The sequence below is a fragment of the Pelagibacterium sp. genome (assembly GCF_035555455.1).
Lineage (GTDB): Bacteria > Pseudomonadota > Alphaproteobacteria > Rhizobiales > Devosiaceae > Pelagibacterium.
Map to the genome: position 1 here is coordinate 25,260 of NZ_DATMGM010000037.1, position 15,801 is coordinate 41,060.

General features: G+C 63.9%; 14 protein-coding genes and 1 pseudogene. 5 read left to right on the top strand and 10 right to left on the bottom strand.

Annotated features, from left to right (window positions below; translation table 11 throughout):
- The first annotated feature begins 68 nt into the window (after window positions 1–68).
- The gene (locus tag VNS12_RS06545; protein WP_325487041.1) at window positions 69–767 is read left to right on the top strand and encodes a L,D-transpeptidase; all 699 of its coding nucleotides are present in this window, start codon (window positions 69–71) and stop codon (window positions 765–767) included.
- A 7-nt stretch (window positions 768–774) separates the two neighbouring features.
- Here the strand turns inward: VNS12_RS06545 and VNS12_RS06550 are convergent, their stop codons facing one another.
- Both VNS12_RS06550 and VNS12_RS06555 read right to left on the bottom strand, forming a co-directional pair.
- On the bottom strand, window positions 775–2,016 hold the full coding sequence (locus VNS12_RS06550) for an MFS transporter (RefSeq protein ID WP_325487042.1): 1,242 nt from the start codon (window positions 2,014–2,016) through the stop codon (window positions 775–777).
- A 59-nt stretch (window positions 2,017–2,075) separates the two neighbouring features.
- A complete protein-coding gene (locus VNS12_RS06555) occupies window positions 2,076–2,768 on the bottom strand; it encodes an ArsR/SmtB family transcription factor (RefSeq protein ID WP_325487043.1) in 693 nt (230 codons plus the stop codon).
- A gap of 199 nt (window positions 2,769–2,967) precedes the next feature.
- Between VNS12_RS06555 and VNS12_RS06560 the strand changes: the two genes are divergently transcribed.
- From VNS12_RS06560 to VNS12_RS06575, 4 genes and pseudogenes are all read left to right on the top strand, one after another.
- Window positions 2,968–3,450, top strand: coding sequence for a Spy/CpxP family protein refolding chaperone (locus VNS12_RS06560; RefSeq protein ID WP_325487044.1), 483 nt, complete (start codon window positions 2,968–2,970; stop codon window positions 3,448–3,450).
- A gap of 72 nt (window positions 3,451–3,522) precedes the next feature.
- The gene (locus VNS12_RS06565; protein WP_325487045.1) at window positions 3,523–4,050 is read left to right on the top strand and encodes a cytochrome b; all 528 of its coding nucleotides are present in this window, start codon (window positions 3,523–3,525) and stop codon (window positions 4,048–4,050) included.
- Window positions 4,051–4,070: 20 nt separating this feature from the next.
- Window positions 4,071–4,767: pseudogene (locus tag VNS12_RS06570) on the top strand (response regulator).
- A gap of 3 nt (window positions 4,768–4,770) precedes the next feature.
- Complete coding sequence (locus VNS12_RS06575) at window positions 4,771–6,015, top strand: sensor histidine kinase (protein ID WP_325487046.1); 1,245 nt, start codon at window positions 4,771–4,773, stop codon at window positions 6,013–6,015.
- On the opposite strand, the gene VNS12_RS06580 is transcribed toward VNS12_RS06575, so the two are convergent.
- The 8 genes from VNS12_RS06580 to acnA form a co-directional block, all read right to left on the bottom strand.
- Window positions 6,016–6,783, bottom strand: coding sequence for an ABC transporter permease (locus VNS12_RS06580; RefSeq protein WP_325487047.1), 768 nt, complete (start codon window positions 6,781–6,783; stop codon window positions 6,016–6,018).
- Between the two features lie 62 nt (window positions 6,784–6,845).
- Window positions 6,846–7,661, bottom strand: a complete 816-nt coding sequence (locus VNS12_RS06585) for an ABC transporter ATP-binding protein (protein WP_325487048.1) — start codon at window positions 7,659–7,661, stop codon at window positions 6,846–6,848.
- Between the two features lie 7 nt (window positions 7,662–7,668).
- The gene (locus tag VNS12_RS06590) at window positions 7,669–8,691 is read right to left on the bottom strand and encodes an ABC transporter substrate-binding protein (protein ID WP_325487049.1); all 1,023 of its coding nucleotides are present in this window, start codon (window positions 8,689–8,691) and stop codon (window positions 7,669–7,671) included.
- Window positions 8,692–8,715: 24 nt separating this feature from the next.
- Entirely contained in the window at window positions 8,716–9,501 is a 786-nt protein-coding gene (locus VNS12_RS06595) for a maleate cis-trans isomerase family protein (RefSeq protein ID WP_325487050.1), read from the bottom strand.
- A 3-nt stretch (window positions 9,502–9,504) separates the two neighbouring features.
- Complete coding sequence (locus tag VNS12_RS06600; RefSeq protein WP_325487051.1) at window positions 9,505–10,704, bottom strand: FAD-dependent monooxygenase; 1,200 nt, start codon at window positions 10,702–10,704, stop codon at window positions 9,505–9,507.
- Between the two features lie 190 nt (window positions 10,705–10,894).
- Window positions 10,895–11,629 carry an isochorismatase family protein gene (locus tag VNS12_RS06605; RefSeq protein WP_325487052.1) on the bottom strand — a complete coding sequence of 245 codons (735 nt, stop codon included), beginning with the start codon at window positions 11,627–11,629 and terminating at the stop codon, window positions 10,895–10,897.
- Window positions 11,626–12,984 carry a dihydroorotase gene (locus VNS12_RS06610; RefSeq protein WP_325487053.1) on the bottom strand — a complete coding sequence of 453 codons (1,359 nt, stop codon included), beginning with the start codon at window positions 12,982–12,984 and terminating at the stop codon, window positions 11,626–11,628. Before VNS12_RS06610 ends, VNS12_RS06605 begins: the two co-directional genes overlap by 4 nt.
- Window positions 12,981–15,713 (bottom strand): aconitate hydratase AcnA, encoded by a 2,733-nt coding sequence (gene acnA / locus VNS12_RS06615; protein WP_325487054.1) that lies wholly within the window; start codon window positions 15,711–15,713, stop codon window positions 12,981–12,983. The genes VNS12_RS06610 and acnA overlap by 4 nt, the downstream gene beginning before the upstream one ends.
- Window positions 15,714–15,801 lie beyond the last annotated feature (88 nt).

Sequence of the window (15,801 nt, forward strand, 5' to 3'; positions counted from 1 at the left end):
CCTTAAGGTCGGCTTAAGCTGGGCGTCGCCTATAGCGGGGCATTGCCTGGACAAATGAGGAAACTGCCTTGACTTCTTTCGCCATCGGACGCCGCACTTTCCTTGCCGGGGTCGGCGCACTCGCGCTTGCCGGCTGCACTTCGACGCAGCAAACACCACGCCTGGCCCAGCCGGTCGCGCCGCCACCGCCGGTCACGCCGCCGATGTATTACGCCCTGCCCGATGAGCGCTTTCCGATTCCTGAGGTCGACGTCGCCCAGGTCGGCAGGCAATGGTGGCGAACCGAGGTGGATTATCCGAGCGTTGAAAAAGTGGGCACGGTGATCGTCGACACGCCCAATCGCTATCTCTATCACATCCGGCCCGAAGGCCGTGCCATGCGCTATGGCGTCGGCGTCGGGCGCGATGGCTTCCTATGGTCGGGGCGCGGGCACATCGCCTATAAGCGCGAATGGCCGCGCTGGAATCCCCCCAACGAGATGGTGGCGCGCCAGCCTGAACTCGAACCGGTCAGCATCGCCAATGGCGGCATGGCGCCGGGGCTCGACAATCCACTGGGCTCGCGGGCGCTCTATATCCACCAGGGTAATCGCGACACCATCTACCGCATTCACGGCTCGCCCGAATTCTGGACCATCGGCAGGGCCGTCTCTTCGGGCTGCATCCGCATGCTCAACCAGGACGTCATCCACCTGGCCGACAATGTCCGCGACGGCAGCACCATCGTGGTCATTCCCGATCCTTCGGGCAGCCAGCAGATCGCCTGATCTGCGGTCAGCCCGCGGTTTCCTCTCCCATCGTGTCGCGGCGCATCGCCATCATCCACCCCAGAGCGACAACGGCCAGCGCCAGCGGCACGAAGGAGAGCCACAACACCATGTTCCAGCCATAGGCGCTGAGCAGCCCGCCCGAAAGGAACGAGCCGACCGCCATGGTGCCGAACACGATGAAATCGTTGAGTGATTGCACGCGGGCCTTTTCTTCCGGGCGGTGGGTTTCCAGTACCATGGCGGACGCGCCGATGAAGCCGAAATTCCAGCCGACCCCGAGCAGGATCAGCGTGCCCCAGAAATGGGCGACGTCGATGCCGAGCAGGCCGATCCCCGCCGAGGCGCCGATCAAGGCGAGCCCCGCCAGCACCACGTTGGACGCTCCGAAACGCGCGATCAGTCGGCCAGTGAAAAAGCTGGGCGCGTACATGGCGATGACGTGCCATTGCAGCCCGTCATTGGCCGCTTCCTGCGGCAGACCGCACATCTGCATGGCCAGCGGGGCAGCGGTCATCAGGAAATTCATCAGCAGATAAGAGACCACCCCGCAAACCACAGCGAGGACGAAGCGCGGCTGGCGCGCGATCACCCCCAGCGGCCTGCCGCCGGAGCGTTCCTCGGCGCTGGGAGCCGGCAGCCGTACGCCAAAGAGGATGATCGCGGAGAGCGCCGCCACCCCCGCCTGCGCCAGAAAGGTCGCAACGAACATATGCGGCATCCACAGATACATGGTGTGGGTGACCAGTTGCGGCCCGATCACTCCCGCGAACACCCCACCGGCCATGACGAAGGACAGCGCACGCGCGCGCCTTTCCGGCTCGACGCAATCGGCGGCAGCGAAGCGGAACGACAGCACCACCGCGGCATAGGCTCCCCCGAAAAAGGTGGCGGCGCAGAACAGCCAGAATGAGCCAATCATCACCGCCAGCGCCGAGAGCAAGCCGACCAGCACCCCCGCCCCGGTTCCAGCGAGGAAGGCCGCACGGCGGCCATAGCGCTGGGCGATCGCCCCTGCTGGCAGGGTGCAGGCCGCCATGCCGACGACGAAGATCGAAATCGGCAGCGTTGCCAGCGCCGGATCGGGCGCCAACTCGCTCCCCACGATGGCGCCAGTGGCATAGACCACCACCGAATTGGCCCCGGCCAACGCCTGGGCGATGGTCAATCTGGCGACATTGCTCCGTCCATGGGGATAGGGCGTGGCGGGCGATGGAGCGAGCGCTGGGTTCTCGGCAATTTGCGACATGGGGACTTTCCACCGGAAAAACGGAATGCGAAAAACTGCCGGAACGGCGTGAAATACTCTCAGGCGGCCGGGGAGGCTTCAACGGCGAGCCCAGCCAATTTCCATTCGGGAAAGCCATCCTCCAGCCGCAGGGCACTGAATCCCCTGGCGCGCAGGGCAGCGACGGCCTCCACCGCAAAAATGCAATACGGTCCGCGACAATAGGCAACGATCTCGGCGTCAACGGGCAGTTCATCGAGGCGCTTTTCCAATTCCCGGAATGGAATATTGCGGGCGCCGGGAAGATGGCCCTGGGCGAACTCATCCGGGGAGCGCACATCGAGCACCAAGACGCCCCCCTGCTCCAGCCGGCCCGACAATTCCTCGCGCGACACCGCCTCCATGGTGTCACGGGCGTTGAAATAGTCGTCCACCACCCGATTCACTTCGGCAATGTTGCGTTCCCCCGTCCGGCCCAACGCGCTGAGCAGCGTCACCACTTCCGCATTGCCGGCAAGACTGTAGAGCACATGCTTGCCGCGCCGCTCGGTGTTCACCAGCCGCGCGCGGCGCAGGATTTGCAGATGGCGTGAGGTGTTGGCGAAACTCATGCCCGACTGGTGGGCGAGGTCTTCGACGGAGTGCCGCCCCTGAGCCAGCGATTCCAGCAACTCCAACCGGTTGGCATGACCCAGCGCCTGGGCGATTCCGGCAAGGTGTTCGAAAATGACCTGCTTGGGGTGGATGTCCGGCATGGAAACTCTATCATCCATTCATTCAACAGAACGATTGAGTGACTACTAGCAAGAGCATCCCCGAAGCGCAATCCCCAGAAACCCACCGCCCCATCCGGGTTTCCCTCCCGCGTCCCGTCTTCACAAATCTTCACATTGGCCATGAACGCGAGCAACACCGCCGCGCCATCTTCGCGTCATCACGGCAATCAGGCCGAAATGGACAAGGAGATAGAACATGGCACAGGAACGCAAAGGTTTTCGCGTAGCGCTGCTAGCGGGCATCGTTGTGGTTTTAGGCCTGGGCGCCATCGGCGCCGTCGGAGCGGCCCAGGCGCGCGGCCCCTTTAACGGATGGGGCCCCGGCTTTGGCGGCCCGATGATCGGGTCGATGCTCGATCATGCGCTGGGCTCGGTCGATGCCAATGACACGCAGCGCGCGGAAATCCGTGGCATCGTGGATCAGGCAAGCACCGATATCGGCGCGATGACCGGCGATATCGATGACCTGCACGATCAGATCAAGACGTTGCTTGCCGCCCAGACCATCGATCGTGCCGCGTTCGAAGCCCTGCGCCAAGATGTGCTCGCAACAGGCGACGCGGTTTCGGCGCGGGCGCTGGAAGCCTTCCTCGATGCCGCCGAAGTGCTCACCCCCGATCAGCGGGGCAAGCTGCTGGAACAGCAGAGGGGTTTCGGCCCGCGCTTCGGCCGCCGCTGATTGCCCCCTGCCCGGCACCGATGACCTCTCGGTGCCGGGCAGGCCATTGCTCTGTGGGAGTTCATACCGCAAATGAAAAGTCGCCCCGACCGTTACAGCGGCGTTGCCGTCACCATACACTGGCTCAGCGCCATCGCCATTTTCGTCCTGCTTGGTTCCGGCTTCGGGGCGGCGATTGCCGTCGATCCCGTCGCCAGGATCGGCCTACTGCGCCTGCATGTGCCCCTGGCGATCATCGTCCTGATTCTGACCCTCGGCCGCCTCGCCTGGTGGGTGCTGGCGGATCGCAAGCCGGCCCCGATTGCCAACGCGCCTGGCTGGCAGGAGGCTGGTGCTAGCGCCGTTCACCTGCTGCTCTATGTCGTACTGTTCGTCATGCTTGGCAGCGGCATCGCCCTGTTGGCAGCCAGCGGCGCCGGAGCCGCGCTGCTCGGCGGCGCGGGCACCCTGCCCGATTTCACCCTGTTCGCGCCACGTATCGCCCATGGGCTTGGCGCCCTGCTGCTGATCGCGCTCCTGGCCGCCCATATCGGCGCGGCGCTTTACCATCATCTGGTTCGGCGCGACGCTATTTTCCTGCGCATGTGGTATGGGCGATAATAAAGAACGAAGGGCTGGGCATGGCGGACACGATCCTGATCATCGACGACGATATCCGGCTGTCCGCCATGTTGCGCGACTACCTTGAAGGCAACGGCTTTGCGGTGCAGACCGCCGCCAATGCGAAGGCGGGACTCGCCGCCATCGCCCGCCACCAGGCCGACGCGGTCATCCTCGATGTCATGCTGCCCGATCTCGATGGTTTTGAAGTGTTGCGCCGGATACGAACGGATTCGGATGTGCCGGTGCTGATGCTGACCGCCAAGGGTGAGGAGACCGACCGTATCGTCGGGCTCGAAATCGGTGCCGATGACTATCTGCCCAAGCCGTTCAGCGCGCGGGAACTGCTGGCGCGGCTGCGGGCGATCCTGCGCCGCCGCAGCGGTGGAACCGGTGGATCGGGCGTCCTGCGCTTCGGTCGGCTGGAGATCGATCCCGGCGCGCGCGGCCCGGCTCGATGGCCGCCATTGCGACATCACCGGCCATCAGTTCGATATCCTTTTCGCCCTGGCCGAAAGCGCCGGGCGGATTCTGTCGCGCGACCAGTTGGTCGATCGGGTGCGCGGCATCGATGGCGACGCCTTCGACCGCTCGATCGATGTTCACATCTCGCGCATCCGCGCCGCCATTGAAGACGATCCGAGACATCCCCGCCGCATCGTGACGGTGCGCGGGGCGGGCTATGTCTTCGCCCGCCGCCAGGACGAGGAAAGCTGAGCAATGCGCAGCCGCCTGTTTCTCAAGATCTATCTCACCATTCTGGGCAGCATCGCCATTCTGGCGATCACCGGGATTGCAGTGGTCTCCATCCTGATCGGCGCGAACGAGGATCGGGGCACCTTTGCCGAGCACGCGGCCCTCATCGCGGCTGCCCTGCCGGAGGGGGCGGATCCCGCCTTGCTCCAGACCATGTTGGATCGCCTGGGGCCGGCAAGCGGGGGCGAGTTGGCGGTGCTGGACGTGAACGGCTCGATGTTGGCGCAATTCCAGCCGCCAATACCGATAGCGCGGCGTTTCGATCCGGTGCTGGTCCCCCTACCCGATGGGCGGGTGCTGAGCATCCGGCTCGAACCGCCTTTCGGGCCGCCCCGCGGCAACCCGCTGATCCCGCTTGCCGTGGTCAGTGGCCTGGTTGCGCTGATCGCCTGGCCGGTGGTCCGCCATCTGACCCGGCGCCTGGAAAAGCTGCGGTTCAGCGTCGAGGCCTGGGGGGCGGGCGATCTGGGGGCGCGCGCCCCAATCCTGGGCAGCGACGAGATCGCCGTGGTCGCCGAGAGCTTCAACCACGCGGCGGAACGGGTTGAAACGATGATTGCGGCCAATCGGGCGCTCCTGGCCAATGCCAGCCATGAATTGCGCTCCCCCCTCGCCCGTCTGCGCCTGGGCGTCGAGCTGTTCGAAACCGATCCCAGCCCGGCGCGGCGCGAGGAGATCGACCGCAATCTTGGGGAACTCGACGAGTTGGTGGGCGAAATCCTGCTGTCGAGCCAACTCAGCCATGCCGGGATGAGCGAGCCCTGGCAGCGCGTCGATCTTCTGGCGCTGGTGGCCGAGGAGGCCGCGCAGGCCGGGCTTGCTGTCACCGGCATATCGGCGGAGGTTCTGGGCGCGCCGCGCCTGCTGGACCGCCTGGCGCGCAATCTGATCCAGAACGCGCTGCGCCATGGCCTGCCACCGGTCGAGATCGAAGTGGGACTTGGGGAAGCCCAGGTCGAACTGGCGGTGCGCGACCATGGCGCCGGGGTTCCCGAACCGGACATGAGCCGGGTCTTTGACCCCTTTTATCGGCCCGGCGGGCACGGGGAGGCCGCCGGGGGCTGGGGCCTTGGCCTGGCGCTGGTCCGCCAGATCGCAGAGGGCCATGGCGGCTCGGTCCGGGTGGAAACCCCAGCCGATGGCGGCGCGCGCTTCGTGGTCACGCTGCCGCAGGCGGATGCCGGACAACGGGTCAAAGACCGGCCTTAGCTATTGGGCGTTGGGCCGATCATTGCGACGCTCCCAGAACACCACCTTGCCGTGAAAGAACCGCACAAGCGCGGTCGATCCGATGCCGAGTGCCGACAGGACCACAAGCACCGCAAAGATGCCCGGCGTATCGAGGTTGAGCTGACCGCTCTGGATCAGGATGCCAAGTCCGCGGTCCGAGCCAACGAATTCAGCCACCAGCGCCCCGATCAGCGCCATGACCACCGCTACCTGCATCGAAGCGAAGATGTGACTGGCCGCCGAGGGCAGCTTGACGTAGCGGAACACCTCAAAGCGGCTGCCCGTCATGGCGCGGATCAGCGAAATCCGATCAGGATCGGCGCTTTTCAGGCCGGTTACCGTGTTCACCAGCACCGGGAACAGGCACATCAGGATCACCGTGACCACCTTTGAGGTGAACCCATAGCCGAACCACATCACAAACAGCGGGGCCAGGGCGATTTTCGGCATCGATTGCAGGGCAACGATCAGCGGAAAGACCAGCCGCTCGAACAGGCGCACTTCGGCAAAAAGCGTACCGAGCACGATGCCGCCGAGTACGCCCAGCGAATAGCCGATCACCACCGACTGCATGGTTGCCCAGATGTGTGGTGGGTACAGACCGCGCTCGATATTGCGCATCGCCGCGTTCCAGATGTCGCTGGGAGCGGGCACGACATAAGACGGCACCTCACCCCATTTGATACCGACTTCCCACAGGATGATCAGCCCGACAAAAAAGCTCGCGGGCAAAAGCCAGCGGGGCACGTGGAATGTCCGCTGCGGGGCGGATGCATCCAAAGTCATGGACAGGGTTTGAGGCTCATTGGTCATAGCTCACCCAATTTCTTGAAATAGTCGCGGAAATGGCGGGTGTATTTCCCGAACTCGGGCGTGGACATCATTTCGGGTGTGCGCGGACGCGGCAGATCGATATCGACCACTTCCACCACACGGCCCGGACGCGGGCACATCAGCGCCACCCGGTCCGCCATAAGAATAGCCTCGCCGATGCTGTGGGTGATGAACACGATGGTCTTGTTGGACCGCGCCCAGATATCGAGCAGGTCCATGTTCATCCGCTCGCGGGTCATCGCGTCGAGCGCGCCGAAAGGTTCGTCCATCAGCATCACGCGCGCATCCTGCACCAATCCGCGGGCGATGCCGGCGCGCTGCGCCATGCCGCCTGAAAGCTGGCTGGGATAACTGTCGGCGAATTTGGCCAGGCCCACGAGTTCAAGAATTTCATCGGCTCGGCGCGCCGTATCGGCCGGGTCAAGTTTCAAGATCTTGCCGGGCAGCATGACGTTCTCGCGCACGGTCATCCATGGCAGCAAGGTCGGTGCCTGGAAAACCAGTCCGACCTCGGCCTGGGGTCCCTGCACCAGCCGTCCATCCACGTGCACGGTGCCCGCTGTGGCGGACAAGAGGCCCGAGACCATCTTGAGGAGTGTGGATTTCCCGCACCCCGAAGGCCCCAGGATGGCAAAGAACTTGCCATCCTGGATTTCCAGATTCAGTCCCTCGACGGCGCGCACCGCGTTGGCACCGCTGCCATAGACGACATCGACCCCGTCAAGTCGGATCACCGGTTGCTCAAGACGCTCTCCCGGCGAACCGGCCAGATTGGTTGCAGTCTGTGCCATGCTCATATCATCGGGCCGCCGCGAGGGCGATATCGTTGGTGTAGATGACCGAAGCATCGATATCGGCAGGGAATTCCTGCACCGATGCCAGAAAATCGATCGAAGCATCCCAAACGCTATCCGGGAAATAACCCGGCACGCCATTTTGATCGTCGCGCAAAGCCAGAACGGCCAGCCGGGCATCGAGCTGCGACACGCCAAAGGCCATGTTTTCGGCATCGTCACGCTCGCTCGACATCAATTCGGGAAAGCGGTCATAAAGAATCTGCACGCAGGCTTCCGGGTCGGCGAGGCAATATTGGGTGGCCTTGTGGAAGGCCTGTGCCACGGTCACATATTGCGCGCGTTTCGCCTCGTCCGCGAGGTTATCATTGTGCGAGAACAAGCCGTTGCCAAACTGATTGGCCGTATCATCGACCGAAACCACCCGCAGCGGAACGCCAGCGAATTCATAAGAGGCGTGGCGCATGTTGTTGGTGGCGCTGACATCGATCGTGCCATTGCTGAGGGCCATCAGATGCTCGGCCCCCAGGCCCACGGCGCGCCAGATGACATCCGTGTCCGGGTTCATGCCGTTGCGCTCCAGCACAATGCGGAATTGGGCCACGTTCGAGGCGGTCAGCGAGGAAATGCCGATCACCCGTCCGCGTACATCCGCCAGCGACTGGACATCGCTATCGGTCGGCACCGCGATCTGGTTCGAGCTATAGGGCTCCGCCATATACCAATAGCTGATCGGCAGGGTCTGGCTTCTTTCCCCCAGCGCGTTCAGCAAAATCTCGGTCGGCTGGGCAAAGCCGATATCAGCGGATCCGTTGGACACCTGACGCGCGACATCGCTGCCGCCGGCAAACACCATATATTCGATGTCCAACCCGTCCAGATAGCCCAGGGCTTCCGCCACATAAAAAGGCGTGCCGTAAAAGCCGTGCGCGGAGGGCAAGCCCACCGACACGGTTTCAGCCTGCACGGCGGACGTAGCGGCCATGGCAGCGATCAATGCCGGACCCAATACGACGATGCGTTTCATTTCGATCTCCATTTCAAATCAGATTCAGGCGAGCAATCGGGCCATTTCAGTTTTCAGATATGCGGCCGCGGGCCCTGTTGGGCGGGCAACATCGGAGAGGAGCTTTTGCAACGCCGGCGCGGCCTCGCGTCCGGTCATCGCCCAAAGCACGGTTGCCGAGCACAGGTTCGATGACAGCAGCGGCAGGCGAGAGCCATCGGCAAGGGCCAGCTGGCTCTCCAGGGCATTGGCCCCCGTCCCGCTCAACAGCACTGCATCGGCCTGCGCATCGCGACCGGTATCGACCTTTGCGAAGGCGCCTTGAATATCGGTGTCGGTCAGCTCATAGGCCTTGAAATCGTCCGAGATCGAATAGGTCTGCACCACCTCGATGCCCGCCGCTTCCCAATAGGCGCGGGCCTTGGCGGTCAACTCCACCGGGTAAGGCGACACCATGGCCAATCGCTTTGCGTCCATCGCGCGCAGGACCATCAGAATCGCAAGACTGGCGGTAACCACCGGAACACCGACCGAAGCCGACAGGCTCCGGCACAGCGCCAGATCCCCTTCGGGAAGAAGCTGATAGGACGACCCCGTCATCGCGATCGAGATGGCCCCGAGGGCAAGGCTTCCAAACGCCTTTATCGCCTCGGGGTAAGCCTTGAGATAAAGATCGTTGCGCTCATAAAGCGTCGTGTTGGGAAACACCGGCAACCGCGCCACATGATAGGCCTGGTCCTGGGTGAACAGGCGGCGCATTTCCGGCTCCACCGCCGGGTTTGCCGGGGGGACGATGACGCCAAAGCGCATGGAGGATAAGGTCTCGTTCATGGATTATGCCTGCGCTGTCGTCAGGGTCCGGGCCGGTGCGATGCCATCGAGCATGTCCAGCATTGCCTGCCGCTCCAGGAACCCAGCCAGAAGCGCGGGATCCTTGGCAGTGTCTATGATCTCTGCCAGCCGTGCGCGGCCGGTCTTCACGTTCTGATCGGTGCGCGGAATGAGCATGTCGCGCGCCACGCGCTCGCGTTTCCTGGCTGCCTGCGCCAAGGGCTCAAGGCTGCCGGCCTGCCTGGATGCAATCGCGGCGCGCGCCAGCGCGAACGCATCCTGCAACCCCGCGTTCAGGTTCATGCCGCCGCGGGTGTTGGTCAGATGGACCGCATCGCCCGCGAGAAACACGCGCCGGCCGGATGTCGCCGCATCGGATAACCGCAGCCGGGCGGAATAGGTATCGCGGCCCACCACGCGGGGCATGATCTCATCCACCGGCAACAGATGCCGCAACCGCGCAATCAGCCATTCATCGCCGAGCGCTTCGGCTGCACTCACCCCTTCGGGCACGCGCACGATGATGCGCCAGCAATCGTGCATTTTCAGCACGCTCACGGAATCATCGCCGTCATAGATATAGGTTATGCCATCGATACCCGGCAGCGCCTCCGGCAGGGTCTGGTCGGCATAGAGGCGCACGACCATTCCCGGATAGGGCTTTTCCTCAAAGCCGATCCCGCAGGCGGACCGCACCCCTGACAGGCCGCCATCGCAGCCAAACAGCCAGTCGGCGCGAATTTCACGGGCCTCGCCTGCATGCTCGTAACCGACGGTGACCCCATCGGCATCTTCGCTCACCGCGTTCACCCCGCTGAGAAAGCGGATTTCCGCCCGGGGCTCGGCCTCAAGCAAGTCCTGCAACAGGCCGCAAAGACGAATCTGCTCGTAATGCAGGCGAAAGGGGAAGGCCGTCCGGCCCTTCAGGGCGTCAAAACCCAGCCGAGCGAGAATTTCCCCGCTCGCAGCGCGATACTGCACATGATCGATGCGAACGCCCTGCGCCAGCATCTGGGGCACAACCCCGAGCGTATCGAGCAAGTCGAGCGTGGCAGGGTGAAAGGTCGAGGCCTTGGACGCCAGGTTGACGGTATCGCGCAACTCAAGCACCGCGACGTCGATCCCTGCCCTTGCCAATTGCAGGGCCAGCGCCAGGCCCACCGGACCCGCACCGCTGACGACTGCCGTTCGCCTCTCCAGCATAAGAGCTCCCCTCTCCATTTGCATTACAACTCTACACCGCGCCCTAAAACTGTCAACACTTTTGGCAAAAATTCCCCACTTTCCGATCCGGACTCCGGATACCGCTCGCCAAATATCAAATATCCCATATTAAAGCACAAAATGTTGACAGTTGAGGGGCTACGAGCCTCCGCAGGCCGTGCCCCTGCGCTCACGCTTCGCGCGGGGTAATCCCTTCGAGATAGGCTGCGACTTCATCAGTGGGGATCACGTCGGCATATTTGCTGTTGATATCGAACAGGCTCATGGCGTGGCTGGCCTCGAACCGGTCGAAGGCGGTCTCTTCGGGGATGATCGTCTTGAAGTTGAAGGAATAGGCATCCACCGCCGTCGCCCGCAGGCAGCCCGAAGAGGTACAGCCGGTGAGAATCAGCGTGTCGACATCCAAAAAGTTGAGGTGGCTCATGAACATGGTCCCGAAGAAGGCCGAAGGCTTGCGCTTGCCGATCAGGATATCCTGCGGCCGCGGCGCCAACGGCGCGACTGTCTGGGTGGCATGGCTGCCTTCCTGCGAGGTCTTTTCAGTGCCGCGATGGTTCTTGCCCACCTGCACACCGCTGTCGAGCATGTCCGCCCGGCGCTCGGATTGCGTGTAAAAGATCGGCAGGTTCCTGGCACGGGCGATCAGCATCAGCCGCTCGATATGAGGAACCGCGTTCCAGCCTGCCTCGCCGCAATGGGTGCGGTATGTCTTCAGGCCTTCCTGCTGGGTCTCGCCCGGCTCATCGCCGCAGAAATTATACTGTACGTCGATGATGAACAGCGCCGGGCGTTTTCCGAAACCGCCCCGCTTGCCATAGCCTGCAAGCTGGTAGATCTCCTTGTCTTTCTCGGTCAGGAACTTGTCCCAGATGCGTTCGGCCATGTTGGTATCGTCCTTTTTCATGGTGCCCGGTGAAGGTAATGGCCGCCAGCCGCCAATCCTGGCGCAAGCGTGCCCGTTTCCATCAGAATGTCGCCCCGGCGGATTGTGTGGGTGACTTCGCCTCGAAGGCGCATCCCCTCGAACGGCGAATAATCGGAATGCGAGGGGTAATTGCGCGCTTCAACCAGCGTCTCCCCATCCGGATCGACGATAGCGAGATCGGCGTCATACCCCACCCCGATGCGGCCCTTGTTCAGAATCGAATAGAGGTCGGCAACATTGCGCGAGGTACAGGCAGCCAGCGTTTCGATCGCGATGCCGCGCTTGTGGTAGCCTTCCGAAACCAGCACCGGAAGAATCTGGGCGATGGCCGGGAAACCGGCACTCGCCTGCCACAGGTCCGGCCCCTTGGTCGCCAGCTTGCGCGGCACGTGGTCCGAACCGATCGTGGTGATGTCCCCCTGCGCCACCCCGTCCCAGAGCGCCTCCACATCCGCCTGCGATCGCAGCGGCGGGTTGACCTTGCCGACCGCGCCGATCGGCGCGTCCCGGGTCAGGCTGAGGTAATGCACGCAGGTCTCGACATGGATCGGCGCGCCGCCCGGACGGCGCAACCGGCGCACGACATCAAGGCTCTCCCCCGAGGACATGTGCACGATATTGACCGGACATTCGGCCTTCTGCGCGAAATAGCCGACGCGAAAGACATTTTCCGTTTCCAGGAACCCCGGCGATTGCTCGTCCCAGGCCGCCAGATCGCTCCGTCCGGCAGCCTTCAGCGGCTCACGGAACAGCGGGATGACCTCGGTGTTCTCGCAATGCACCCCGACCACCCCGCCCCGCAACCGGGCGCCCGCCTGGAGCGCGGCGAAAAGCAGCGCATCATCAACCTCGGTGAAGCCCTTGGCCTGCCCGGTGGCGCCCTTGTACATCAGATAGACCTTGATCGAGGTCACCCCAAAGCGACGGCTGAGCTCTGCGAGTTCCCCCACATGGCGGCGCGAGGTCACGCCAAAATGAAACCCGAAATCAATGCAGGAGCGCGCGAGCGCCGCCTCGCGCCAGGCGTCGGTTGAGGCGGCCAGGTCTTCGCTGCGCCAGAAGCTGAGCAATCCGGTCACGCCCCCGAGGGCCGCGGTGGCGCTTTCGGTCGCCCAATCGGCCTCCTTCGCGCCAAACCCGATATGGGTGTGGGGATCGATCAGGCCCGGCATGACCCAGCGATCGGTGCAATCGATGACACGGGCTGCATGGGCCGTCTCACCGGGTGCAAGGATCGCCGCGATCCTGCCGTTGCGAATCCCCAGGCTGCCGCGCCGCACCCCTTCGCCGGGAAAGACAATCTCACCATTGCTGACAAGCAGATCAAAGCTCATGGGGCAACTCCGGCACCGGGCTCGGGAAGGGCGGACAAGGCGTCGCGCAGGATTGCGGCGAAGATGCCGCCCTTGCGCAACAGCATTCGTTCATGATCACTGCTGACATCGAGCATCGTGGAAAAGCGGCGGGCGACGCCATCGGGCGCGGTCGCGGTGACCGCGACTGGCGCGCCGCTCGCCAGCGCGCCGTGGATGTCCTCGAAGCGGAAGGTCTCAAACCCGCTCAGTCCATGACTTTCGGGGTTTTCGCCCGATGCAAAGACCAGCGGCAGGATGCCCATACCGATCAGGTTCGCGCGGTGAATGCGCTCAAACCCGCCCGCAAGGATCACCTTGACGCCGAGCAGCAAAGGCCCCTTGGCTGCCCAGTCGCGCGATGACCCCATGCCATAATCCACCCCGGCCAGCACCATCGCGGGCTGGCCCGCATCGCGCAGCGCCATGGCGGCGGAGTGGATGGTGACCACCTCGCTGTCCGGGGTCAGCCGGGTGAAGCCGCCTTCCTGCCCGGGCACCAGCAGATTGCGCATGCGCTGGTTGGCAAAGGTCACCCGCGCCATGAACTCATGATTGCCGCGGCGCTGGGTCACGGCGTTGAACGCCTCGGGCGGCACGCCCGCTTCCAGCAGATATTGCCCGGCAAGGCTGGCAGGCAGGATTTCACCACTGGGCGTGACATGATCGGTGGTCAGGGAATCGCCCGCACGCACCAGCACCCGCGCGCCGTCGATGACATCGGGCACACCTTCGCCGACCGTCTCGAAAAAAGGTGGACGGCAGATATAGGTGGAGGCGGGATCCCAGGCAAAGCGCGGGCCAGTGGCGGTTTCCAGGTCTTCCCACAGCCCGGTCGAATTGAACAGGCCCGCATAGCTCCGGGTAAACTGCGCCGGCTTCTGGCTCTGGGCGGCCAGGCGGGCCTGCTCGTGCGGATCGGGCCAGATATCGCGCAGAAAGACCGGCTCGCCGTCCTCATCATGACCGAGCGGCTCGGCTTCGAAATCAATATCGACGCGGCCCGCGAGCGCCAGCGCCACCACCAGGGGCGGCGACGCGAGATAGGCCGCCCGGCAGGTCTTGTGGATACGGCCCTCGAAATTGCGGTTTCCCGAGAGCACCGCCGCAGCAACCAGCCCATGGTCGGCAACCGCTTCGGCGATGCCCTCGCCCACCGCGCCGGATTTGCCCGAACATGTGGTGCACCCGAAGCCGACAATGCCGAAGCCCAGCTCTTCCAGCGGGGTCAGCAGGCCCTCATTGTCGAGATAATCCTCGACCAGCCGCGATCCTGGCGCCATGGAGGTCTTTACCCAGTTGGGCACCCTCAATCCGCGCGCGCGGGCATTGCGCGCCAGAAGGCCCGCCCCGATCATCACCGAAGGATTGGATGTGTTGGTGCACGACGTGATCGCGGCGATGGTGATGGCGCCGTGGCGCAGCGGCCCGTCGAGGCCTGGAACGTCGGCGCTGGCCTCCAATTCATCGGGCACAAGCCCGAAACCGCGCGCACTGACCGGCTTGGTCAGGTCCGCGAGAAAAGAGTCCTTGAGCCTGTTGAGGGGCACGCGATCCTGGGGACGCTTCGGCCCTGCCACGCAAGGCGAGACCTGCTCCAGATCAAAGGTCAGAACGGCGCTATAGGCCGGATCGGGGCTTTGGCTTTCGGCAAACAGTCCCGCCGCCCGGGCATAGGCTTCAACCATCGCCACATGCGCATCATCGCGCCCCGAGGTCCGAAGATAGTGGATCGTCTGCGCATCAATCGGAAAATAGCCCACCGTCGCCCCGTATTCCGGGGCCATATTGGCGATAGTGGCGCGGTCGGGCACGGAAAGCGTCGCAAGTCCGGGGCCGTAAAATTCAACGAAATCCCCCACCACGCCAAACTGGCGGAGCCGCTCGGTCAGCGTCAGCACCAGATCGGTGGCCGTGGCCCCTGCGGGCATCCGCCCGTCGAGCCGCACCCCGACCACGCGCGGAATGCGCACGACATAATCCTCCCCGAGCGCGACCGCCTCGCCGTCGATCCCGCCCACGCCCCAGGCCAGGAGCCCGATGCCGTTGACCATGGTGGTGTGGCTGTCGCAGCCCAGCACGAACTCCGGCGCGACTACCGGCCCCTCCCCTGGCATGTCGTGCACATCGACCAGCCGCGCCAGCCGCTCCAGATGCACCTGATGGATGATCCCGGCACCGGGCGGCACGACGCGCAAACTCTCAAACGCCTGCTCGGCCCATTTAAAGAAGGAATAGCGTTCCCGATTGCGGCGATATTCAGCTTCGATATTGAATTGGCGCGCGCTAGGATGCCCGGCGCGGTCCACGCTGAGCGAGTGATCGATCACCAGCGTCACCGGCAGCTTCGGCTCAATCGTTTGGGGGTCGCCACCAAGTTCGGCCACCCTGTCGCGTGCGGCCGCCAGATCCATCAGCATCGGCAAGCCCGAGGAATCGGGCAACATCAGGCGGCTGACCTTCAAAGGCACCGCGATCTCGCCGCTCTCGGGCGTCCAGCCCAACACCGCGCCCAACAGCTCGGCGCCCGCCGTGCCCGCCAGCGTCTGCCGCGCCAGATTTTCGGCCACGACCCGCAGGGCATAGGGCAGCGGCGCGGCGCGCGCGCCCATCAGTTCGGCAAGGCAAATCATCCTTCCCGGCGACTGTCCGGGGATATCGAAGTTGCGCAGAAGGGCGTCTGGGATCACGATGCGTTCGTCCATAATCATATGGGATAGCCAAGCCGATGCTAAGTGTCAACACTTTGGCGAAATCGGCTTGCGCAAAGCATCTTTGTCCCGTATCTTGGCCGCATTT

What these genes read in the sequence shown, in the direction of transcription:
- VNS12_RS06550 (WP_325487042.1), bottom strand. Translation starts at nt 2,016, where the DNA reads ATGTCGCAAATTGCCGAGAACCCAGCGCTCGCTCCATCGCCCGCCACG.
- VNS12_RS06555 (WP_325487043.1), bottom strand. Translation starts at nt 2,768, where the DNA reads ATGGATGATAGAGTTTCCATGCCGGACATCCACCCCAAGCAGGTCATT.
- VNS12_RS06560 (WP_325487044.1), top strand. Translation starts at nt 2,968, where the DNA reads ATGGCACAGGAACGCAAAGGTTTTCGCGTAGCGCTGCTAGCGGGCATC.
- VNS12_RS06565 (WP_325487045.1), top strand. Translation starts at nt 3,523, where the DNA reads ATGAAAAGTCGCCCCGACCGTTACAGCGGCGTTGCCGTCACCATACAC.
- VNS12_RS06575 (WP_325487046.1), top strand. Translation starts at nt 4,771, where the DNA reads ATGCGCAGCCGCCTGTTTCTCAAGATCTATCTCACCATTCTGGGCAGC.
- VNS12_RS06585 (WP_325487048.1), bottom strand. Translation starts at nt 7,661, where the DNA reads ATGGCACAGACTGCAACCAATCTGGCCGGTTCGCCGGGAGAGCGTCTT.
- VNS12_RS06590 (WP_325487049.1), bottom strand. Translation starts at nt 8,691, where the DNA reads ATGAAACGCATCGTCGTATTGGGTCCGGCATTGATCGCTGCCATGGCC.
- VNS12_RS06595 (WP_325487050.1), bottom strand. Translation starts at nt 9,501, where the DNA reads ATGAACGAGACCTTATCCTCCATGCGCTTTGGCGTCATCGTCCCCCCG.
- VNS12_RS06600 (WP_325487051.1), bottom strand. Translation starts at nt 10,704, where the DNA reads ATGCTGGAGAGGCGAACGGCAGTCGTCAGCGGTGCGGGTCCGGTGGGC.
- VNS12_RS06605 (WP_325487052.1), bottom strand. Translation starts at nt 11,629, where the DNA reads ATGAAAAAGGACGATACCAACATGGCCGAACGCATCTGGGACAAGTTC.
- VNS12_RS06610 (WP_325487053.1), bottom strand. Translation starts at nt 12,984, where the DNA reads ATGAGCTTTGATCTGCTTGTCAGCAATGGTGAGATTGTCTTTCCCGGC.
- acnA (WP_325487054.1), bottom strand. Translation starts at nt 15,713, where the DNA reads ATGATTATGGACGAACGCATCGTGATCCCAGACGCCCTTCTGCGCAAC.